The organism is Streptomyces sp. NBC_00873 (assembly GCF_045207415.1).
Taxonomy (GTDB): Bacteria; Actinomycetota; Actinomycetes; order Streptomycetales; family Streptomycetaceae; genus Streptomyces.
On sequence record NZ_CP108803.1, the window covers coordinates 1,564,724 to 1,586,792 of the forward strand.

At 67.1% G+C, this 22,069-nt stretch carries 8 protein-coding genes and 8 pseudogenes; 5 read left to right on the forward strand and 11 right to left on the reverse strand.

Annotation, left to right across the window (positions count from 1 at the left end; all coding sequences use genetic code 11):
* Window positions 1–2: 2 nt before the first annotated feature.
* The 3 genes and pseudogenes from OH809_RS07325 to OH809_RS07335 form a co-directional block, all read right to left on the reverse strand.
* On the reverse strand, window positions 3–4,832 hold the full coding sequence (locus tag OH809_RS07325) for a discoidin domain-containing protein (RefSeq protein WP_406423156.1): 4,830 nt from the start codon (window positions 4,830–4,832) through the stop codon (window positions 3–5).
* A 1,352-nt stretch (window positions 4,833–6,184) separates the two neighbouring features.
* Window positions 6,185–6,547: pseudogene (locus tag OH809_RS07330) on the reverse strand (ATP-binding cassette domain-containing protein); the annotation flags it as partial.
* 219 nt (window positions 6,548–6,766) lie between these two features.
* Window positions 6,767–8,395: an IS200/IS605 family accessory protein TnpB-related protein gene (locus OH809_RS07335; RefSeq protein ID WP_406425323.1), complete on the reverse strand. Its 1,629-nt coding sequence runs from the start codon at window positions 8,393–8,395 to the stop codon at window positions 6,767–6,769.
* Window positions 8,396–8,466: 71 nt separating this feature from the next.
* Between OH809_RS07335 and OH809_RS07340 the strand changes: the two are divergent.
* Both OH809_RS07340 and OH809_RS07345 read left to right on the forward strand, forming a co-directional pair.
* Window positions 8,467–8,667 (forward strand): annotated as a pseudogene (locus OH809_RS07340) (hypothetical protein); the annotation flags it as partial.
* Window positions 8,664–9,022, forward strand: a pseudogene (locus tag OH809_RS07345) (SDR family oxidoreductase); the annotation flags it as partial. The pseudogenes OH809_RS07340 and OH809_RS07345, both read left to right, overlap by 4 nt.
* A 56-nt stretch (window positions 9,023–9,078) precedes the next feature.
* Here the strand turns inward: OH809_RS07345 and OH809_RS07350 are convergent.
* The 4 genes and pseudogenes from OH809_RS07350 to OH809_RS07365 all read right to left on the reverse strand — a co-directional run.
* Window positions 9,079–9,216 (reverse strand): annotated as a pseudogene (locus OH809_RS07350) (DUF2716 domain-containing protein); the annotation flags it as partial.
* 143 nt (window positions 9,217–9,359) lie between these two features.
* Window positions 9,360–13,175: a S8 family serine peptidase gene (locus OH809_RS07355; protein WP_406423155.1), complete on the reverse strand. Its 3,816-nt coding sequence runs from the start codon at window positions 13,173–13,175 to the stop codon at window positions 9,360–9,362.
* 429 nt (window positions 13,176–13,604) lie between these two features.
* A complete protein-coding gene (locus tag OH809_RS07360) occupies window positions 13,605–16,553 on the reverse strand; it encodes an AAA family ATPase (RefSeq protein WP_406514928.1) in 2,949 nt (982 codons plus the stop codon).
* A 534-nt stretch (window positions 16,554–17,087) separates the two neighbouring features.
* Window positions 17,088–17,351 (reverse strand): annotated as a pseudogene (locus tag OH809_RS07365) (arsenic resistance protein); the annotation flags it as partial.
* Here OH809_RS07365 and OH809_RS07370 point away from each other — a divergent pair.
* A pseudogene (locus tag OH809_RS07370) lies at window positions 17,350–17,490 on the forward strand (thioredoxin-disulfide reductase); the annotation flags it as partial. The pseudogenes OH809_RS07365 and OH809_RS07370 overlap by 2 nt on opposite strands.
* Window positions 17,491–17,578: 88 nt before the next feature.
* Here OH809_RS07370 and OH809_RS07375 read toward each other — a convergent pair.
* On the reverse strand, window positions 17,579–18,643 hold the full coding sequence (locus OH809_RS07375) for a hypothetical protein (protein WP_406514929.1): 1,065 nt from the start codon (window positions 18,641–18,643) through the stop codon (window positions 17,579–17,581).
* Window positions 18,644–19,515: 872 nt separating this feature from the next.
* On the opposite strand from OH809_RS07375, the gene OH809_RS07380 reads away from it, so the two are divergent.
* A complete protein-coding gene (locus OH809_RS07380; protein ID WP_406514930.1) occupies window positions 19,516–19,896 on the forward strand; it encodes a VOC family protein in 381 nt (126 codons plus the stop codon).
* A 237-nt stretch (window positions 19,897–20,133) separates the two neighbouring features.
* Here the strand turns inward: OH809_RS07380 and OH809_RS07385 are convergent.
* Window positions 20,134–20,241: pseudogene (locus OH809_RS07385) on the reverse strand (VOC family protein); the annotation flags it as partial.
* Window positions 20,242–20,247: 6 nt separating this feature from the next.
* Here OH809_RS07385 and OH809_RS07390 point away from each other — a divergent pair.
* Window positions 20,248–20,595 (forward strand): annotated as a pseudogene (locus OH809_RS07390) (IS5/IS1182 family transposase); the annotation flags it as partial.
* Window positions 20,596–20,601: 6 nt separating this feature from the next.
* On the opposite strand, the gene OH809_RS07395 reads toward OH809_RS07390, so the two are convergent.
* Window positions 20,602–20,946, reverse strand: a complete 345-nt coding sequence (locus OH809_RS07395) for a hypothetical protein (RefSeq protein ID WP_406514931.1) — start codon at window positions 20,944–20,946, stop codon at window positions 20,602–20,604.
* A gap of 20 nt (window positions 20,947–20,966) precedes the next feature.
* Entirely contained in the window at window positions 20,967–21,530 is a 564-nt protein-coding gene (locus OH809_RS07400; RefSeq protein WP_406514932.1) for an SMI1/KNR4 family protein, read from the reverse strand.
* Window positions 21,531–22,069 lie beyond the last annotated feature (539 nt).

Genomic DNA, 22,069 nt, shown 5'->3' on the forward strand with positions numbered 1-22,069 from the left:
GGCTACTCGTCGATCACGGTGACGACCGCTCGCGCCTTGACCGACGTGTCGGCGACCGCTCCAGCCACGGTGAAGCATCCCTCGTTGGCCACCATGCCCTCCGAGATGGGATCCCAGGTCACATCGACCGACCTGGTCGTGCCGTTGCTGTAGACGGCCTCGGTCTGTGCAGGCAGCGTTGGCACGACGCCGACCTTCGTATCGACGGCAACGGTCTTGAAGTCGACGATGGACGTCACCTTCTGCGCCTCGTACACCTCAAACTCGGCCAAACCACTCTCCGCACCGGTTGGGTTTTCGTACTTGCCATCGGGATCGATGGTGAACTTCACCCAGCTGGTCTTGACGGGCACATCAAGCGTCACGACATTGTCCGGTTGACCATCCCACTGGATATCGGTGACCCGCTTACTGCCACCTTCCCATTCCAGGACTCCTTCCACGATCCGGTCATCAGATCCTCCGCGATCGATCAGATTGATGCGATCAATCTCCACCGCAGTGGGGAAGTCGAGTTTGATCCACGGAGTCCGGTCAGCCTTCTTCGCCGCCCAGGACGTGGCTTTGGAACCGTCGATCGCCTTCTTACCGAGATAGCGGTCGTCTTGATTGTTGCCGTCCGGGACGCCGTTTCGATCTCGGACCGAGGAGACCGTCACATTTGCCTGATTGGCAATGTTGGTGCTGCGCGCAACGATCGCCTCTCGGTTCGACGGCACCTCCACCCCATCCAACGTCACGACCGCTTCCGCAGTCGCCTGGAATGTGCCGGCGATCGGCTCCTTCAGCACGATGGTATTACTGCCCGGCACGTTCTCCAGACGGTCATCGCTGAACTTGTAGGCGACCGTCGCCTTCGACAGGTTTGCCTTCTCGCCGGTGCTCAGGGTCCCCTCAACCGCTCCGACAATCGGCTCATTCTTCTTGATATCGCTCTTGTTGAGCGACAACTTCACTTCTTTGAGGAATGCCGGAAGGGACAGCTGGCCGGATGCATCCACGTCGACGTAGAAGTGATCGCTTGCGCGGTACCCATCCAACTCGACGGTCACGTTGATTCTGGTACGCCCCTTCCCGGCGGCCGATACCACGCCGTCGGCCCCAACTTCGGCCACGGACGGATCGTCGCTGGCGAAAGCAAGATTTGCATCTCCCAGGTCGATAGGCTGACCGAGGAAGGAGGATCCTGCTACATCGATCGCGGCGGTGCGGCCATCCGCATCGACTTTCGGATCCAGTTTGATGCTGCCGAGTGCCGTGAGATCTCTCGACGAGAAGGCCTGGACTTCGAGCACGTCAATCGGGCTGCCGTTCTGGCCACCGCCGGGGAATGAGACCCTCACATAACGCGCCTGCACGCTGGACTGGTCCGGATCGACCGGATAGTTGTAGTAGAGGCCTTCCTGTTCCCAGGCATACAGTGTCGTGTCGCTCTTCGGAACGGCCTGCGTGTCCCTCGACGTCGGCAAACCCGCCCCGGACAGGACCGACGTTTCGTTGCCCGTGGTCCACTTGACACCATCTTCGCTGTACTCGATCTTCACCTTCTTCGGCACGTTGTAGTAGGTCACGTTGTCGGGATTCGGCATGTGATGGTTGAAGAAGACGTTGACGCGAGTGAGTTCTTGCATCTTCCGCAGGTCGTAGGTAATGCTCGGTGATTCATCGCCGGCCGGCGCGACCCACTTTTCGAAATTGCCTCCCGGCGCATCATTGATAGTGCCGTCGGACAACGTGCTCGCGTGCTCGCTGTCGGTAGACACCTCCGGTGCGATCCCCTGCGTGACGTTGAAATCGGGGAGGAGAGTGACGTAGTTACGGGTTGAGGTGTAGGTCTTCCCATCCACCGTGATGTCGGCCCAGTAGCTGTACATCGTCGGCTTGGCGACCTTGCCGGTGAACTTCATGGTGTTGCCTTCGACGACAAACGGCGATTCGTCGGCCGGCACCTCGGTGACCGCGATCTTGCCGGCCGCGTTGTCGCGCTTGCCGTCGACGGTTGCGTAGTGGTACTTGATCTTGGAAGGATTGAGGATGTCGACCGTGCCGCCCTTACGGGTGAAGGCCTTGAAGGTCACGGGGACGTCCTTGTTCGTCGAGAACTGACCCCAGAACGACGATCCCTTCGTGAACATGTTCACGCCGACAAGCGAGAGTGCCACCGAGATCGCGCCGTTGTGAACCTTGACCGGATACGTGTCGGTCTCGACCTGGGGATCGTTCACACCGTCGTCGTAGGTTGCGGTCACCGTGATGGTCGCGGTCCCGTCGCCGACAGCCTTGACCCGGCCGGAGCCGCCCACCTTTGCGACCTGCTCGTTGTCGCTGGTGAACTTGAGCTTCGCCGGCGCGAAGACGTTGGTGTAGTCGTTCATGTAGCTCTCGGCCCTGAGCTGCAGGGCCTTTGTCGAGGTCTGGCTGCTGAACAGCTTGACGCTCGTCATCCTGTAGTCCCTGACCGGGCTCGTCGTCCTGATCTTGATGATCGTGTCAACAGGATCCGCGGTCACCTGGGACGTGTCTATGTTGATGTAGTACTTCTCGCCGTCCCGCTCCATGGTGAACGGCAGCGCGATCCCCTTGTTGAGCCACTCCACGGCGTCGACCTTGTAGTCGAACGGACCGATCCGGCTCATCTGATCCTGGCCCCTGAAGCCCGACTTCGCCACGCCGGAGATCTGGTTCTTGATCATGTGCATGTAGGCGTACTGGTCGCGAGCCATGGCGTAGCCCCACTCGGGCCCCTGACCGTGAGCGATAGCCTTCTGCGGATCGGTGTACCAGCCTGGTTTGAGCGTGTAGTCCATGGTGTACGGCGTGGTGCCGTACATGGACTCGCGCAGATCAGGCCCGGCGCTGTTGTCCATCCACTTCACGATCGACGCGCGCATGTCCGACAGTTGCTGTGAGGAGATCGGCACCATCGAGAAGATGTTGGTGTTGTCCAGGTTGCTGCTCAGGTTGTCCATGCCGCGGGTCACGGTGACCGAGGAGTCATAGTTCATGACGTAGCCGTGGCCGTACTGGTTGATCAGCTCCTTTGTTGCTTCGGCCCAGTTGTCCCGCTCATTGCCCTTGGCGTATTGGGTCCAGACGTCCAGGGCCGTGGTGTAGGGGTCATTCCATTCCTCATGGGCGACCTTCCTGCCCTGCGGCAGGATTCCGGTACGCCAGCCGCCGTCCGTGTACGGTTCGCTGTTCCAGAACGGCCGCTCGTGCAGCGTGATGTCCTGATCGCCGGTTTGCGCATTCGGGTTCGCGTCGATGAGTACCCGGTCGTTGTAGTTTCGGGCCGAGCTCCAGGCGACGTCGATGTTGGAATAGGACTCGGGGCCACCATCGGCGAACACGTACGACGGGTTGTATCGCGCTACCAGGCCCTGGATGTCGCTTTCAAGAATCTCGGATCCCTCGTACAGCGATGAGAGGTAGACACCGAACCTCAAACCGTAACGCTCGGCAGCCTCCTTGGCCTGCTTTACGCGGTCCTTCACGCGCCAGGTGCCGTCATCGGCCTTGTACAGCGCGTTGTACTTGTACAGCTTGTTGCTGTCGCTCGGTGTCAGGTTCGCATTCGGCGACGGCCAGTAGTAGATGGTGTTCTGGATGCTTTCTGTCGAAAGCATGGTCATGCCCATCTCTTTGGCCTTCTGGGCCCATTCATCGTAGTTGTAGTTCGGGTCGTACAGGTTCGGCATGGTCCCTGTGGTGTGTGACAGGGCTGCCATCTTCCCGTTGATGAACCAATCGACCGGGTTCCTCTTGACCGTGATGGTGTGCTGCTTCGTCGCGGAGGCGCCCTGAGCGTCGGTCACCTTCACGGTGAAGGTGTAATCCTTCTGTGTCTTGCCTTGCGCACCGTTCGAGACCGTGCCGTCGATGTGACCGTCGGCTGCCAGTGTGAGCCCGGGCGGCAGTTGGCCATCGGCGACGGTCCACGAGTACCCAGGAGCTCCACCGGCGGCCTGGAAGGTGAACGGAGCAGCCTGCGGGGCGATACTCGACGTGTTTCGTTTGCCGTCGATCGTTGCGACCATTCCGACGTACGGGTTCTCGTCGTAGGCGTACGGCAAGCTGTTGGACGGATAGTCGTTCGCCGGCACATTCGCGTTGCGTTCCTCGAACGCATCCCGATCAACACTGAGGCCCGTCGTGACAACAGAGAGCTGATTTTTGGACACACTCGGTCCCACCACAGAGTGCGTCAGGTCGGGGATGAGGTCTCCGTTGCCGTCGCACAGTCTCGTGTAGAAGCCGAGGAAGTTCTTGTTCTTGCTGGTGTTCTTGTGCTGAATCTCGATCAGAAGCTTGTTCCAGCCCTGCTTCAGCTGAATGGGATACTTCGTGCCGTTCTTGTCGACCCTGTTCACGACGCTGCCTTGCTGACCAACCTGAGCGTCGTTTGCGAACAGCCGGTACACACCCGAGCCGCCAACCTGCCATCGAACGTCTTGCGTGGTCGGGCTGTAGACGTAGCTTGCGGCCACAACCCACTTGTTGGTTGTGGCTTGGCCCTGCTTGACGTCGAAGTAGCCCATCAGATCGTTGTAGTCGTCGTAGTTCCGATTGAAGATGCGATCGTCGAAGTACTGCCAAGTTGACGTCTCGTTGCTTCGCGGGTCCGCAAGAGACGTGCCGATGGAGGGGACAACGGGTACGGGAGACTGCTCGACCACCGGATTGGTGTAGGGACCGGAGACCACCCACTGGTTCAGGTACGGCGCCGTGCCTCCGGTTTGAGCTGCGTGGGCTTGCGGCCCCGTGAGTACACCGCCAACCGCCAAGGCGAGCGCGAGCGCGGTCGCGACGACGCTGCACTGGATCTTGCGCAATCTTTTCATGCTACGTCCTTGTAATTGTCGAGATAGCTGATGCCCCGCCGTTGCAGATCTTCAGCAGCCCATCCGCCCCTACAGCCGTCCTCAAGTCGCGGGATCGAAGCCTCCCTGCCCACACCGCCGCATCCAGGGATGCGAGGATGTTTCACACGCTACCCAAAGGTGGCGAGAAGTAGATCAGATCTATTCTCGCCTGGCAAGGGTTCCCGCGGACGATCGTGTGGCGCGCCGGCGGGTCGGCAAACAGCGAACTCGCCGCGTTGGTCGGGCGCCCGCAACTGATCCCGTGTCGCGCACTCGTCGACTCGTGACGGGCTTCCATCGTGACGGGCTTCCATGCCCCTCAGGCGCCGGCCGTTGATCAGATCTATGCCTGGCGGCGACCGGCGCCATCACCCTTTGCAGGCCCGTCAATCTTGAGCGGGCAACGGCCCGTCGACGTCACGCCGTGTCGGGGTGACGGAGGGCCCGTGACCACCTGATTCTCGCTGTTGTCGATGCAGCGGGATGGAAGGGTGGCCACGGGGCTCATGGGAGACGGAACGACGTTCGGCCAGCCCGAAACCAGCAGCGGCGCACGACATGTCGACCAGCTCAGAAGGAAGACGACCAGCCCTGCTGGCATGGCCGGAGAAGCGGGTCACTTCCGCCCGCCCCCGGGCACGCTTCACCAACTCGCCGGCGGACAACGACCGCAGCCGAAGCCACGCCGTTCTGGGCCGACGAGGAAGCAGCGTGGGGCTGGGAGCTGCCGGAGGCGCTGAAATGGCCTCCGCTGCGCCACTGGCGGTACAAGGTGCGCGGAGTCTGCTGCCTGGAGTGCTCGGCCGTCCCGGGCGAGCCGTGCACGCTGCCGGCCAGACAGGATCCGATGCGCCACGGACACTCGAACCATCTGCGGAGGGTCGCGGCGCGGGTCCGCTATGACGAGACGTGATCGACTGCGAAGAAGGAAAGGGCGGCTCTCCTCGCACTGGCGGAGAAGTGTCCCGACACCGTGGTCGAGTTCGAGAGGCCGCCGACGCCGTACGCGCGGGCGACGAGACTGCCGTCCAGGACCCGGGTGATTCCGCAGGGGATCCGGACGCGCCGTGCTCAGTAGACGCTGTCGAGGACGTCCTGGTCCGGCATGACGTCCTTGCTGATACGCCACGGCCGGTGCCCCTCGACGTGGCAGACGATCCACAATCGCACCGGCTTGTTCACCCAGCGTCGTATCCATTCCCGCCGCTCCCACCAGACCGGTGTGAGGGTGACCTCCATGGCCACCTTCCTGGATTCCTCCAGGTCAAGCGAGGTACCGCGCGCCACTGACAACAGACGGGTCGAACCGGGCCTCCAACTCGAGCGATGCCGAGCCGCTGCTTCATACCGAGCGAGTACCCGCCGATCCGCCGGCCGGCCGCGCCGGCCAGCCCGACCTCGTGCAGGTGGGCGCGGCCGCTGCGTCCGCCGTGGACATCGCTCGCGTCGAGCAGCGCGCCGACGTGGCGCAGGCCGCGCGAGCGGTCCCGCAACGGGTGGCCGTCGACCGTGATGGTGCCGCTGGTGGGGTCGTTGAGCCCCAGAACCATGCGCAGGGTGGTGCTCTTTCCGGCGCCGTTCGGGCCGAGGAACCCGGTGACATGGCCCGGGCGAACGGTGAAGGTGAGGTTGTCGACCGCAGTGGTGCGGCCGTAACGCTTCGTCAGTTCGTTGACTTCGATCACGTCGCCAACGGTGCCGCGGCGTGGCCCGGCGGGGCATCGGACCAGAACTGACACTTGGTCGCGGCGCCCGTCAACCCTGGTTGTACACCCCTGGTCCGATACCCGAAGGCGAGCGCCTGGTTACGATCACCGCATGTCCGTGAAGCCGCCCCTGCTGAAGCGCGTGTCACCGGGCGCGTGGACGGCCCTGGCCTGGTGCGTTTCGGTGGCGTACCGTTCCTAACCAGTGCGCATAAGTGAGTCCTGAACCCACTGCTGCGTACTGCGCGCATCCCGAACGGTGTTGGATGCGCTGGGTTCCCGCTTTCGCGTCCCGCTCGGCGGCACGCCTCCAGGGGCGCGGTCCGTAGTGGGCGGGCGGGTTCCCTCACGCCCCCGGTCACCCGGTCCGGCCTGGACGGTCCGATGCCCCGCACGATCGCTCTGGTCGTGTGGGGGCGGTGCCGTCCGACGCCGGACCGGATGCCCAAGGGCGCGTCGTCCGATCGCGATACCGGCGGCATCGTGACGGGACATCTTTCGGCGTGGGGTGACCAGCGGTCTCTGCCAGTGCTGGGCACCCCACATGGAGGTGTAGGCCGGGTCGACCGCGACAATGCTCAGGCCGTGTTCGGCAGCCATGGAAGCCAGCCGGGCCTTGAGCTTGCCGGTGGGGATGCCGGAGATGAGCTGCCGGAACCGCTTGTGGCGGCCGTGTTTCTCGCGGGTCTTCTCAGGCGTGAAGTCGAGGTCTTCGATGCCGATCGCGGTGACACCGACACGCACCGCCCAGTTGATCAGGCGGGTCAGGGCGTGCCTGATCTGGGCGTCGCGGTGAGCGGTGGTGCCGGTCAGGTCGTAGGGGAAGCGGTGCGGGTCACCGACAGGGTTGCCGTGCCGGTCGAGGTGGTAGGCGGCGAAGTGGTCGGCGTTGGTGTCCACGCCGACCATGCCCCGGGCGCGGGCGGTCTCCAACGGGATGGTCCGGACGGCGGGGCGTTGCCAGGACGCGGTCAGGTACCAGCGGCCGCGCGCCGTGTCGAGGTGGATGCGGTAGGCGACGGCCCGGTTGGCTTCGATGCGGTCGGCCCACTCCGCGCCCCGGTGCGCGAACGCGATGCCGGAGGTGCGGATGTACCGGCCGTACCGGGCGTTGGCCAGGTGCGCGAGCGGGGCAGGCAGTTTGATGCTGACCTCGCCGTCCGGGGTGACGCGGATCGTTTCGTTCCCGTACCGCTTCCCCGACTCACCGTCGGCAGCGATGAACCAGCGTTCCGCTTCCCAGCGGGCACGCCACTGCTGTTCGGTGAGCTCGGCTTCGGTGAGGTGGTGGCGGGTGTTGAGGAGACGTTTGCCGCCCCGCACCACCCGGACCCGCCCGGCCTGCCAGTCGGAGACAGCAGCAGTGTGCCGGTCCTCCAGCATCGCGAGGCGGCGGGACTTGCGGAACCACTCGTTCTTCGACCGGTAGCCGCCCGCGGCCCGCTTCGTACCGCGTTCCCCGATCGGGAGGGACAGCCGATGCCGCAGCGTCCTGATCCCGGCTGCCAGGTTCTGGATGTGCGCGGCCTGGCAACGGCGCGCGAGCGCCCACTGGTCACGGGTGGCCTTGGTGATCGCACCCGCGATCCGCGACGACGACAGTGCGGTCAGGTCCCGCTTGCGCGACGCCCAGGTGTCCGCACTGTGCTCCAGCCCATCCGCACAACGAGCCTTGAGATCACGCGAAGCCAGACGCCCCTGATGCTCACCGACCGCACGCAGCACGGTCTCATCCCGGGCCGTGAGGTGCCCCAGACGGTCCCGGATCGACACCCCGCAAGGCCCGGGCACCACGAAGGACGCCGCCAACTCCCGCAAACCACCCACCACACCACCCCCTCCCGCAAGGCCGGACACCTGCCACCCAGCCCAACGAACACAGGCGCCAAAGGTCACCCATTCGGCCCCAGAACCCCCGTTTCCCCCCACACACAGCACTCACCCCTGCTCGCTACAACTCACTTCAGCGCAGCAAACCGACAGCAGCTCGCAACCCCATTCACGTCCACGACGCCTGGACGTTGCTGATCGTCGATGACGGCGCGGTCCGCTACGACCTGGACCGCTACGAGCGCGGCATCCCGAGCAACACCGTGAACGCGGGCGCCGGGCCGCCGAGCAGCTGGGCGCACGGCTGGTCCAGCTCGACACCACCGACGACGCGTCCGTCGCGGCTGCGGCCGAGGCCGTCGAGGCCGCCGGTGGACTTGACGTACTGATCAACAACGCAGGCATCGAGGAGAGGGGTGAGAGCAACGTCGTGATGCCCGCGGACGTGACCGCCGACCTGATGCGGCACACGTGGAGCCCGGCTTCACCAAGACCGACCTGAACGGCAACACGGGCTTCCAGACCGTCGAGCAGGGCGCCCAGATCATCGTGCGCATGGCGCAGGTGGCCCCCGACGGCCCTACCGGAGGCTACTTCGACGCCGAAGGAACCCTTCCCTGGTAAGGCCACAACCAGACGCCACCACCTCGACGGCGCACTGCCCGCTCACTGCCTGAGCATCACCGCAGAACGACGTCCAGCAGTTGCTGCCCGACGAGACACAGCGACTCCTCCCAGGGGTGTCCGACGCTTCCGGCACGGAAGTCCTCGGACAGGAAGATGAAATTGTTGCCGTTGGGATATGGCCCAGGACACCATTCTGCCCATGACTCGGGAGACCGTGCGCCCGGTCACGATGAGTTGGCGAGGCGCTCAGTTCGACCGAAGAGGTGCGCCCCTGGCACAAGGGACATGCCTCGTGCCAGGGGCGCGGTCAGCAACTCAGGGTCTGCCGTGAGGGTCAGCGCACGGCGTAGGCCCTGATCAGGGTCTGCTCGATCTGGCTGCCGTTGGCGTCCTGTGCCTTGACGCGCAGCGACACGTAGCCCGATGCCGGGTTGCGGACTGACACCTTGTAGTGGCCGTCGGTCTTGGTCTTCACCGTCGCAGGGCTCCAGGTGGCACCGTCGTCGGTGGACGCCTCCACCTCGACCCCGTCGATGTCCGGGGTGGCCCCGGTCTGGAGCGCGAACGCCAGATCGAAGTCGTCGATGGCGTCACCCACGGCGGTGTTCTCCGCATCCAGGTCGAAGCCGTACTTCGGCCAGAGCAGCGCCAGGTTCTCCTTGCCGCTCGCCGGCCGGGCGGACTTGAACGTCCATGCGGTGCTGGTCTGTGTGGACAGCGGGAACCACGCCGGGTGCTGGGTGTCCAGGGTGACGCGGTAGGTCGCCGGGTCAGGACTGACCGGCAGCGTGGTCAGCGAGAGTCGCGGCGCCTCCTTGAGGAGCTTCCCGTCCTGGTATATCCGCGCCGTCGCCTTGTCGGCGTCGTTTGCGAACTGGCTGTAGTGCCCCGGTTCGCTGTCACTCATCTCCGGCATGGTGAGGGTGATGTTGTCACCCTCACGGACCGCCTGGGTGTTCTCCGGTCCGGCCGGGCCGTTTGCCGCGCCCAGCCAGGTCTCCTCGTGCTGCTCGCCCGGCTGGTAGGTGCGGAGTCCGTTCCTCATACTGCGGGAGATGTCGGTGCGGTCCGGGTAGACGCTGTGCGCCCACCGAATCTGGTTCATCATCGGCCACCTGCTGCCGGTGGAGTACCACTCCTCCCGGTCCACCGGCGCGTCGAAGGAGTCCAGGACGCCGGAGACGAGGGAATCGTTCGGGCGGAACGCCAGGGCGGCGTCGCCGATCATGGTGCCCTTGGTGCTGCGGTAGTGCGACTTCACCACGGTCGAGTTCTCCGCGGTGACCGCGTCGACGGGGTCGGCCGGAATCCTGCCGGGAACCATCGTCGCGATGTTGTACACCTGGGGAACGCCTGTGATCCCCTTCAGGACGATCTGCGTGGGACCGTCGGCCATCCGGCCGAAGAGCACCGCGCCCTCGTCCTGGGTGAGGGACCAGGCCGGGATGGCAGTGCCGGTGGCACGCGGCACGATGGTGGCGAAGGGGCCGGGCCGGTCGTTGACGATGACCACTGCCTTCGCGCCGGCGCCGGCGACCGCGGTGATCTGGTCGATGGACTTCCGGGTGGCATCGCGGGTGACGACCGCGAGCTTGCCGCCGAGGTCCTTGCCGGTCAGGTCCTCCGGCCTCGCCATGCCGGCGTCGACCGCCTGGAGCGTGCTGGCGCCGTACAGCTGGGCCGCATAGATCACTGGCTCCAGCGGGAGCGCGCGTGCCTGCCCGGCATAGGACGCCCGGATCACCGGCGAGAACCTGCGCTGCTGGAAGTGGAACTCGAACGTGCCGAGCTCCACCGGCTCGGTGGGCACCACATAGGCGTGGTCCCAGAGCGGGCTCGACGCGCCCTTCATGAAGTCGAGCCCCAGCTTGCCGGGGAGCTGCTGGCGGTACCCGAGTTTGAACTGGCTCTGCTCGGACTCCTTGGGCGTGGCGACCTTGACCTCCTTGCCCAGCCGGGCATCCAGCGTGATCGTCCGGTCCGCCTTCACTTCCACCACGGGCTCACCGGCGAGGGTGTAGTCCGTGACCAGGGACGAGGCCTTGTCCCTCGTGTGTACGACACCCATGACGGAGTAGCGTCCCAGCGGCACCGCGACAGTTTTGGTTCCGCCCTGGGGGAAGACCTGCTGGAGAGCCCCCGTGTCCAGGTTGAACACCGCGAGCTCGCCGGTCGCCGGGTTTCCGTGCCGGTCGATCGTGTCGACGGTGAGGTCGACGGTGGGCACCCCCTTCGTCGCGCCGACGGTGGTGTGGATCGCGGTGCCGTCGGTCGCGGTGGCGGTGATGACACCGGTGTAGTCACCCAGGGCGCCGAGCTCGGGGTGGTAGGTCACCGTCACGCTCGCGGTGGAGTTCGCCGGGACCGTCACGCCGGTGGCGCTGAGCGTGAACGTGCCGTCCGGTGCGGGCCCGGTCTCCCCGGAAGAGGCCAGGCTGAGCGACAGCGTCTTGTCCGTGGAGGAGGTGTTGACGTAGTTGACCGTTTTGGTGACCGGCGCGCTCTCGGCCGTCGACTTGCCCATGCTGACGACGGCGGGGCTGGAGTAGACCGTGGCGTCGATGGCCTTGGGCACGTCGACCCGGCCGCTGCCCTGCTGGTAGGCGGTGTACGAGCCCTGCTTGGCGGTGCCGACCAGCACCTGCTTGAGCCGGTCGGCGGTCCAGTCCGGATGGCGCTGGGCGAGGATCGCCGCGGCGCCGGCCACATGCGGCGTGGCCATCGAGGTGCCGCTGGCCGCGGTGTAGTTGGCATCGACCGCGGTACCCATCGAGGTGCCGGCGGCGCGCGCGGCGACGATGCCCACGCCCGGTGCGGTGATCTCCGGCTTGACGGCGAAGGTGTCCTTGAGCGGGCCGCGGCTGGAGAAGTTCGCGAGCTGGTCCTGCTTGGACACCGCGCCGACGGTCAGCGCGGCGTCGGCGGCACCCGGCGAGCCCACGGTCGACTTGCCCGGGCCCGTGTTGCCGGCCGCGATGACGAACAGCGAGCCGGAGGACGCGGTGAGCTGGTTGACGGCCTCGCTGATCGGGTCGGTGCCGTCACTGGGGGCCTCCGAGCCCAGACTCATGCTGACGACGTCCGCACCCTGGGCCACCGCCCACTCCATGCCGGCGATGACCCCCGACTGGGGGCCACTACCGGCATTGTTGAGGACCTTGCCGATGTACAGGTCGGCGCCCGGCGCCACACCCTTGTACTTGCCGCCCGACGCGGCACCCGAGCCGGCGATGGTCGAGGCGACATGCGTGCCGTGACCGTGGTGGTCGACCGCGTCGGGGTCGTCGGTGAAGTTCTGCGTCTTCTTCACCCGCCCCGCCACATCAGGGTGGTTGGGGTCGACACCGGTGTCGAGGACGGCCACCTTGGTGCCGGTGCCGTCGTAGCCGTCCGCCCACGCCTCCGGCGCGCCGATCTGCGGCACACTCTGATCCAGCGTCACCTGCACCGGCCGGTCGAGCCAGAGCTTCTTGATGCCATCGGCGAGCTTCGGTGCCTTCGTCGCGGCGGCGCTGTCGTCGTCGACCGCCTCCCAGAACGTCGCCGCCTTCTTCTTGCTCGCGCGCAGCGCCACCGCGTTGGCGCTGGGCAACTCGTCGGCCTTCACCGAACCGGCCGGCGCGGCCTGCTTGAGCGCCTTGCCCGCCTTGCCCGGCGCACCCGCGAAGGTCGCCATCAGCGGCACGGCGGGGCGGTGCGCGTCGTCGTAGCCGTACTCGACCAGCTTGGTGACGTTGAACAGCTCGCGGTCGAGCTCGTTCGCGGCAAGGTACGGCTGTGCCTTGTCCGGGATGACATAGACCTCGTCGCCCACCTTGATGGTGGAGAACGCCGCCGGGGTGCCGTCGGGCGCAGACTCGACCGTCGCCGCCTGGAGGCCGTTGGCGTGGCGCTCCAGCGTCACGACCTCGCCCGTGACGAGGGTGAGCGTGTGTGTGGCGACGACCGGGCCGTTCTGCTGCGGCTGGCTCGCCCGGGTGGCCGGCGTTTCGGCGGCGGCGATGCTGGAGGTGCCGAGCGTCCCGGCCACACAGGCCGCGGCGAGCAGCGCCGTGAGTGCCCGATGTGAGCGGTGCGGCAGGCGCCGGAGTATGGGGATGGTCAGGTGGGGCGGGAACCTGGTTGCCCCGGCCGGTGGTGACTGTCTCATGCGGCAATGACCTTTTCTGAGGGGAGAGTGCGCGCGGATACCGCGCGGTTGCGGGGATTCGGCATCGCACCGAGCGGCTGCGATGCATGCGGGTGGTGCCAACCAGTGCTGCTCCAGGCCGATCGGTGGCGCAGCGCCGGACGGCGAACGGCGCGTCCTGCTGCTGCGGCAGTGACCTGGCACCGGTCGGTCAGCCTGCGGGGTTCGCCCCGGAACCTGGTGCCGGGAGGGGCACTAGCTGCGTCGGAGAGCCAGGACGAATGGGCCGGTCGAGGCGGTCCGTTGGATTCGACCGTGCGCCAGAAGCCTTGCGGACGCGGGGGGATGAGGGGCGACAGGCGGAGGTAATGCTTCCATGACGCTGAGTGTTGTTCACGCACCGGCCACCGGACGACTGGGCAGATGACCCAATTTTGCTGCCTCGCCCGCCTAACGGTGCGCGCCGGCCGGGCTGTCGACGACGACGCCGGCTTCGACGACCTTCACGGCCAGCGCCGTCCGGGACGAGACCTCGAGCTTGCGCATCGCTCCTTCCACGTGCCGCGCGACCGTCTTCGGCGACAGGATGAGGACACCGGCGATCTCCCGGTTGGTCCGGCCTCCGACGAGCAGCCGGACTACGTCGAGCTCCCGGGGGGACAGTTGATCGCCGTAGCTTCGCCGTCCACCGTGCCAGGACGGACGCTTCACCCCGACACCGTATCCACGCAGTGTGTGCATGACGCGCTCGGCGTCGCCACGAGCGCCGAGGGTGGACAACCCCTGGAAGGTCTCCGCAAGGACGGAGAGAGCCGCTTCGGACTGGTCCGCACGTAGCAGACAGCGGGCCTGTCGCTCACGGCTGAGCAGGACGTCGTACGGCCGTGGAAGGCCTTGCCACGCGTCGGCCGCACGCGCGAACAGTTCGGCGGCGCCGAGGGGATCGCCTTGATGCTGGGCCAGGATCGCCCTGCAGGTCGACAAGGCGGCGTGCGGGCCAGGTGCGCGGCGATCGCGCACTCCCGCTGCGAAAGCGTCGACCAGGTCACCGGCTTCGTCGGCGCGGCCGGCCATGAGCAGCGCCTCGGCTCGGACCGGGGCGAGTTCGGTGGCCCAGATCCAGGTGCCCTTGCGTTCCAGGAACCGGATCGGCTCGTCGGTCAGCTGAAGCACGTCGTCGATCCGCCCGGCGCCGAGCCGAAGCCTGGCCAGGGCGCCGGCAGGTTCGATGGAGTACTCCGCCCCGCCATGGCGGACCGCCTGTTCAAGGACGAGCCGCAGGCACTCGTCGGCTCTGTCCTGATCACCGCGGGCCGCATACAGCAAGCCGGTGACCATGGCCGGCGCCAGGCGGCTCACCGGCTGCAGGAGTTCCTCGTCACCGGCCAGCGATCCGGCCCGCTCGCCAAGCCCGTCCCAGGCTCCGGTGAGCCAGTCCAGGTGGGCCAGCGTCACCTGCCCTATCCCATGGAGCTTCCGGTACTGATGCGTGTCGGCCAGCCCTACGGCCAGCGTGAGCACCCGCCTCGCCTCCGGGTACCTCCCCCAGATCAGCGCCATGTGCCCGACGTTGAGTTGGCCGACCGTGATCTGCTGCCTCTCCGCGGCGGTGGACGCGTCATCGGCGATCAACGCCGCCTCCGCCCACCCCTCCTCCTCACCGAGCAGCAAAAGCCCGCTCGCCCGCCCGACCCGGATGTTCAGCCGGTCCCCCGGCGCCATCGAGACCGGCACCTGCGCAACGCGCCGCAGCCACCTGAGGTGTTCGGCCGCCGGTGTCGTCGTCCCGTACGGCAGGCCGAGAAACATCATGGCGCGGGCTGCCTTCGCCGGGTCGTGCCCGAGGTCGGGCAGCGCGCGTTCCATCTCGATCCGGGACTGCTCGAACGCCTCCGTCTGCTGCAGCAGCCGGGCGACATGGAAGCGGATCTCCGCCGCCTCGCTCGGCGCCGGCTCACCGGTGTCCAGCACGAGGCGGAGAGCGTCCATCAGTTCGCGGTAGCGTTCGTGCCCGCTGAGCAGACAGAACGGAACCTTGCCGGTCAGCCGCACCACGTCGGCGGGCGGCAGGTCGGCGTTGGTGAGCAGATCGTGCACCAGGATGACCGCCGTCGCATCGTCACCCGAGCCGAGGGCGAGGTCGGCAGACTGTTCCGCGTAGCGGCACCACGCCGTCGTGTCACCGGCCTCCCGGAAGTGGCGCGCCAGCTGGGCGACCGGGGACGGGGTGCCGCCTTCGAGGACGTGTGCGGCACGCAGGTGCATCGCCCGCCGCTGCGGCAGAGGAATCGCCTCGTACACCGCGCGGCACGCCAGCATGTGCCGGAACGAGACCAGCCCGCTGGTGTCCTCCCTCAGCAGCCCCGAACCCACCGCCTCCGCCAGGCCCGCCAGCCTGCTCGCCGGATCGCCTTCCGGAGCCATCACCTCGACGACGGCGTCCTCGGGGGCGGGGTCGGTGAGTACGGCGGCCGCGCGCAACGCCGCCTGCGCCGCCGGGCCGAGCCGTGCGCCGCGTTCCAGTACGACGTCCCGCACCGTCGGCGGTACGTCGATCTCACTCAGTCGTTGCCGCGCCCAGGAATCGCCCCGCGGGGTCATATCAGCGCGGTTCCACATCAGCCGGACGGTCTCCTCGACCGCGAGCGGAAGCCCGTCGGTCCGGTCGTGCAGGATGGTCGCGAACTCGTCGGAAACCCGTTCCCCACCCAGCATCGAGGACACCATCTCGGCAGTCCCGGGAACATCCAACGGCTCCAACGACAGCCGCAGCCGCGCCGCTCCCGCCGGTTGCCGCGACGACAACCGCAGCAGCAGGGAGTCCGGCGCGATTTCCTCCGGACGGTAACTCACGAGCAGACTGATGCGTTGCCCCGGACGTGATGCCAGGAACAGCAGAAACTCCAGGGTGGCCTCATCTGCCCAGTGCACGTCCTCAACCGCGAGCAACCCGATCTCGAGCCGTTCGAGGAACTCCTCGATGGCCCGGAACAGCCGGTGTCGTGCCGCTGCCGCGTCTTCGGCCGGGTCGGGTGTGGGCGGCAACGCCGATGCCCACTCGGGGAACAACGGCCGGAGCGCCCCCGCCAGCCCGCTCAGGCCGAGCCGGGCGACATCCTCGGTCGCCGGTCGGATCGCGTCCACCACCGGCCCGAGCGTAAAGGGCTGTCGAACAGCCGGGCAGGCCGCCAGCAGCACCCGCTGCTGAGCCGGGGCATGCGCCGCGAGCAGCTCCTGGACCAGTCGGCTCTTACCGATCCCGGCCTCGCCCTCGATCAGCACGACCACCGGTGGGTCGGACAACGCCGCTCTCAGAGCGGCGAGTTCGCGCTCGCGTCCGACCAAGCCGGGTGATGCGATCGCCAGTAGGCTGCGTGTGTCGGAATCGCTGGTAGACATGCGCCCCACTGGGAGACAGACGACGGCGTGCCCGAACCGTCGTGTGGTCCGGGAAAAGCATGGTCAGAGGTTACAAGGCGAGGCGGGAGGCGGATAGGCCGCGATGCCGGGCGTGGTGTGAAGACAATCACTGGGGAGATCCGGGGCCGATGTTCGTGTTGCCGTCACGCCCGCCCGGGGGCAGGGATCCTCCGTGTCACCTGACCCGGCCTCACACCGGTCCGCTCTGCCGCCGTGGTGCTACGGACCGGCGGACGCTGCACCAACGTCGCGTTCTCGCACCGCATGTGCGCGGTCAGCTGGTGGCGGACCTGCTCCGGCGGGACTTCACCGCGACCGGCCCCGTCCGGGTATGGACAGGCGACATCACCTACCTGCCCGCTCCGGCGGGCGATTCCTCTGCGATCAGGCTGCCCTGTCGCACGCTCCGGGTCGCGATGCGGGCATGCGCCGCGCGGATCCCGGCGCCGCAGCTCTGGCAGACGCCGACGGTGGGGCTGTTCGTTCCTGCGGTGCGGCAGTCGAGGCAGTGCATCAGTCGTCCCTTCCCGAGGTGGTGAGTGCCGCGGGGTGAACTTCTTGCCAGGCCAGCGCTACGTACACGAGTCCGATCAGGACGGGGACCTCGATGAGGGGGCCGACGACTCCGGAGAGGGCCTGGCCGGAGGTGACGCCGAAGGTGGCGATGGCGACGGCGATGGCCAGCTCGAAGTTGTTGCCCGCCGCGGTGAACGCCAGTGTGGCGGTGCGGTCGTAGGCCAGTCCGAGGGCCTTGCCGAGCAGGAACGTGCCGAAGAAGCTGCTCACCGACTCGGCCGGCGCCGCCCACCGCGCCAAGACCGTGATCGTCGCGACCGGCTCCGGATACCGCAAGCTCGGCATCCCCGGCGAGGAGGAACTCTCCGGCCGCGGGGTGTCCTGGTGCGCCACCTGCGACGACGTGCGCCCACGTCGTCACCCTTCGTCTGCCGGACGCGGTCGTTGCCACCGTCGGCAAGAAGTTCGGTGCGAGCCCGCCACCGCGCTCAAGGCGCTGCTGCAATCCAGCGATTGAGTGTCTCGCTCGTGTCGTGGTAGGTGAGCCAGGTCCCATCTCCGAGCGGGCACACGTAGCTGTCGACGGGGCCCGTGGGATAAGTGACCGTCCCGCGTATCTCCAGGGTGCGGGCATCGAGCAGCCAGTGGCGGGCCTGCTCCGGGTCCTCGTCGGATTCGACCGTCGAGGCGATGACGGTGTCGGCGTCGACGAAGCCGCAGCCGTAGTCCCAGCAGGGCGGGCCCTCGTCGTCGGCCGGCTCGGGGGCCGCCTGGGCGAGCACGGCTCCGTCCAGGGCGTGCAGTCTCAGGTCAGCTCCGTAGTGCTCGACTGTCAGGAAGCCGGGGAGCCCCGGGTGGACGTCCATCAGGATGCGGTCCATGGTCTCGTTGAGGTCCCAGCTGGTCAGCTTCTCGCCGTCCCAGCGCGCCCAGTGGAGCAGGATGCCGTCCTGGCCCATGCCGATGCAGAGACCCATGTGGGTGCCGTCCGGGTGGGACAGGTGGTGTGAACCGGAGGCCGCGCTGTCCAGCGGCAGCTGGGCCAGTTCCCGTCCGTCCCGGGCGTCCAGGACGACCCAGCATTCCTGCCAATCCTGCTTCTCCGGTTCCACCACGACATGCGCCCAGACGAGCCGGCCGTCGTCGGAGACCCGGCAGGATCCGTGCTCGAGACCGCGGCACACCTCCTGCTCGTCCCCCGTATGCGCGTGGCCGATCTCGGGCCCCCAGCAGCCGTGCCGGTACTCCCACAGCGTCTCTCCGCCCACGCTCACGGCCCTTACCGCGCGCTGGCCCGAGAACACCGCGAAGGAGCCGTCGGGGCTCACCGAGTGAACACCACGGCCCCACCCCGGCCAGGGAAGGGGGAAGACGGCGGTCGGCGCGTGCTCCCCCGCGAAGACCTCGTACAGGTCGTAGACCTCCAGCTCGTGCCCGTTCTGGAGAAGAGCGCGGCGCGGCCCGTCCCCACGGCTCTCGAAGGAGAAGCCGTTGACCAGTGCATCCCCACCCGGCAGCCTCACCGAGTCGCGCAGTTGTGCGGTGATCGACATGACCCAAAGGTAACGGGCCCCGCTGACAGCAAATCCGGTCCCGCGCGAAGGAGTCGTCGGCGTCGACGTGACAGGCAAGCCGGCGCTCAAGGTCCGACTGCAGGAACGCGGCCGCCGGGTGTCCGCAGTCGCTCTACCAGGGGCTCGAACCGGAGGTGTGTTCCGGGCCCGCGCTCGGTGGCCTCGGCGAGCCGCGCGTCCAACTCGCTCAACGCACGCCGCAGCGCCGGGCACTCCGCCGCCCCATCTCCATCCGTCGCCGTCGTCATGCCGCTCACCCTAGGGCCGCGCGGTGTCACCGGCCCCGGGCGGGCGTTCTGGAGGGCATCCGTCCGGGTTCTGGGTGGTGAGGGTGAGGTCGCGCCGCGCGATGGTGCCGCCGTCCCGAACGAGCCCTGGCTGGCGCCTCGATTGCGGTTCCACCAGATCGGGACGGATTCGGGTGCCAATCAGAGGCCCGACTCGCCAGGTCATCGGTGCGTAGGAGGACTCCGTACGCCAAATCGGATGCGCAGCGGTGCCAACTCAGCCGCTCAGGTGCCGACTGAAGCGCTTGCGACCCCCAGCTGTAGACGGCGGCTGGAGGACGGGTAAGCAGCGGGTACTGCCGTATTCCCAGGCTCAATTGGCGGGAGTGCCCAGGTCTTCTTGGCGGCTCAGTACATGATCTTGTATCGGGTGGATCGAGGCAGGCCGGCTGCCCTGCTGCGCGATCTGCGGCCCTCGGCTGGCGACCTGACCAGGCGAGCCTGAAACAATTCGACCCCGCTCGCCTCGCCCGGTACGGTGCGAGCTTGTTCTCACTGCAGGGAGCCCATGAGATCCGCGTGCGGCCGCCCCGGCAGTTCCCATGCTGAGAGTAGGTTTCGTCAATGGCATGCCGTATCAGTGAGCTCGTGCTCGAGTGCCGCGACCCCGAGGTGCTGGCGCGGTTCTGGTGCGAGATCCTGGACTTCATAGAGCTCGATCGCGAAGAGGAGGGCTGCATCGAGATAGGTCCGCGCGAAGGGTTCGGCGGCCCGCAGCCGACGATCTTCCTCATCCGCAACGACGAGCCGAAGAACGGGCATGGCCGGCTGCACATCGACGTCAACCCCACCGACCGCGATCAGGACGCCGAGCTCGAGCGCCTCCTGGCCGCCGGGGCCAAACTCGTCGACATCGGTCAGCCTGCGGAGGCGTCCTGGCACGTCCTCGCCGATCCGGAAGGAAACGAGTTCTGCCTGCTCAAGCGCCGCCTCGACCCACTCTGACGGCCCTCGCCCAAACGATCGACGCAGCCGCCACCCCGCAGCCGCCAACAAGATCTGGCGACCCCTATCTATAGCTGGCGCTCAGTCTCACAAGGTGTGACTGAGCATCTCAGTTGGCACCGTTGGCCAACTCAAGCGCACAGTCACGGTAGCTGTAGTTCCTGATCATGCGGTGTCGAGTTGCTAATGACGGGGTCCAGTCGCCGTCGCGGCCGAGCCGCGCACTCGGCTGACCGCCTACTGCGGCTGTGTCGCGATCTGGAACAGGTTGCCGCAGGTGTCGTCAAAGGCGGCGGTGGTGACGGCACCCATGTCCAGGGGCTCCTGGGTGAAGCGGACGCCGAGGTCGCACAGGCCATCCGGGTCAAGCGCCCCGGCGGTGGCCATCCACGCGCACGCCCTGACCACCGGGGCGGCGACAAGGCCTACAGCTCTCGCCGTTACCGCCGCTACCTGTGCAGACGCCAGATCAAGCACACCATCCCGGAACCGAAGGACCAGCGGGCCAACCTCCAGCGCCGCGGCAGTCGAGGAGGTAGGCCCGCCGGCTTCGACAAGGAGATGTACAAGCGCCTGAACGAGGTCGCGCGCACGATCAACCGCCTGAAGCACGCCCGAGCCGTGGCCACGCGCTATGACAAGCGCGCGTATGTCTTCCACGGCACGGTCACGGTGGCCTCGATCCGCCTCTGGCTCAAGCCGCGATCAGCCCGTTCCAAGACCGTCTGCCTGCCTCGTCAGGTCTGTGGCGATGTCGTCCCAGTCCGGTCCGTGCAGCCACAGGTTCTCGGCAGCCTCTCGCATCAACGCAGGTTCGTCCGGTCGCTGCAAGAGCACCAGCCGATAGGACAGGTTGCGGACCCAGACCGGCAGGCGGCCATCAACTATGTGCGGGCACAGCTCACGCAGCATGGCGAGGATCGAATCCGCGTCGGCGAAGGTCAGCTCCTCGACGAAGTAGTGCTCTCGGTGTTCGAGGCCGCACTCCGGGGTGGGTCGGTACTCGTCTCCGTAGAGACACCGGGCATGCGCCGTCAGGGTGCTGTGCATGCCCTGGAGCCTACGACGCCTCAATCCGCCGGACAGAACCTCACGGCCCCGGGCTGTTCGTTGGCCCACGGTCCGACCCAGGATTCGTCCCGCAGTTGCCGTGCCTCCATGTACTTGTGGGTGAGGTGCCCGTCGAGCCACGCCTGGATCCACTGGGGGAAGGTCAAGTCAAGTTTGTGGCGGTCGCCTTCCTCCCACCACCACATCTGGCCTTCGGGATGACGGCAGTCGAGCAGCGCCCACATCGCGCAGCCGAAGTCGCAGAGGAACAGCACGCCTGGCGGCGGGGCGGGCGGATCCTCCAGGGCCAGCTCGGCGTTCAGGTAGTCGAGATAGCCGTTTACCATGCCCAGCTCCTTGCCGTGCAGGGGCGAGAAACCGAGGAACGGACCGACGCCGCCGTCGGCGATCTCCAGGTAAAGGCGACGGACCAGCGGCGGTAGCCGGAAGCCGGTACTGCGCTCCGCATCCTCAACCGTGTCCAGCGAGGCGGGTTCGGGTGTCGTCAAAGTTGAGGTCGAGTCGGTGGGTCGTCCCGCCTTCACGCGAGCGCGGACGGCCTCGAACAGTTCGTCATCAGTCACTGAGCGATCTTCGTGCGCCCGTGGGGGAGCTGGCTAGGTCCTGTCCGGCGGGATCAGGCCGGATACGGGCGGCCGTCACCTTCTGTGTGCAGATGGGCATGCCAGGGCCCACAACCGCGGCACGATCCGCCGGACAAGCCCTAGTGGCGTAGTTGGCCTGCTCTGCCAGCTGGAAAGCTCTGGGCCAGTCGAAGAGCTCGGTGTCAGCGTCTTCGCACGCAACCGGATGGGGTGTTACTTCGTCGACCAGTGCCAGCGGGTGTTCCTCACAGGGGGCGGAACTGTGGAACCAGGGATCATGACTGCTCTCGCGGCAATCGTCGGTACATGCTCGGGCATGGTGGGTGCTCTCGGAGCCGCGCGACTGAACGGCACCATGCAACGCCGCTCGCAGCACGAGCAGTGGCGCCGAGACGGGCGGCGGCAAGCGTACGCAGCGTTCGTGGCGGCGGCTGTGGATTACGGTGAAGCAATCGGCACCGTTCAGGCGCACGAGGGCGCTCCCGGCAACCACCCCGGGGTGGAAGCGGCAGAGCTGT

Excerpts from the sequence above, each read along its gene's own strand:
- OH809_RS07355 (WP_406423155.1), bottom strand. The coding sequence starts at position 13,175 with ATGAGACAGTCACCACCGGCCGGGGCAACCAGGTTCCCGCCCCACCTG.
- OH809_RS07360 (WP_406514928.1), bottom strand. The coding sequence starts at position 16,553 with ATGTCTACCAGCGATTCCGACACACGCAGCCTACTGGCGATCGCATCA.
- OH809_RS07375 (WP_406514929.1), bottom strand. The coding sequence starts at position 18,643 with ATGTCGATCACCGCACAACTGCGCGACTCGGTGAGGCTGCCGGGTGGG.
- OH809_RS07380 (WP_406514930.1), top strand. The coding sequence starts at position 19,516 with ATGGCATGCCGTATCAGTGAGCTCGTGCTCGAGTGCCGCGACCCCGAG.
- OH809_RS07395 (WP_406514931.1), bottom strand. The coding sequence starts at position 20,946 with ATGCACAGCACCCTGACGGCGCATGCCCGGTGTCTCTACGGAGACGAG.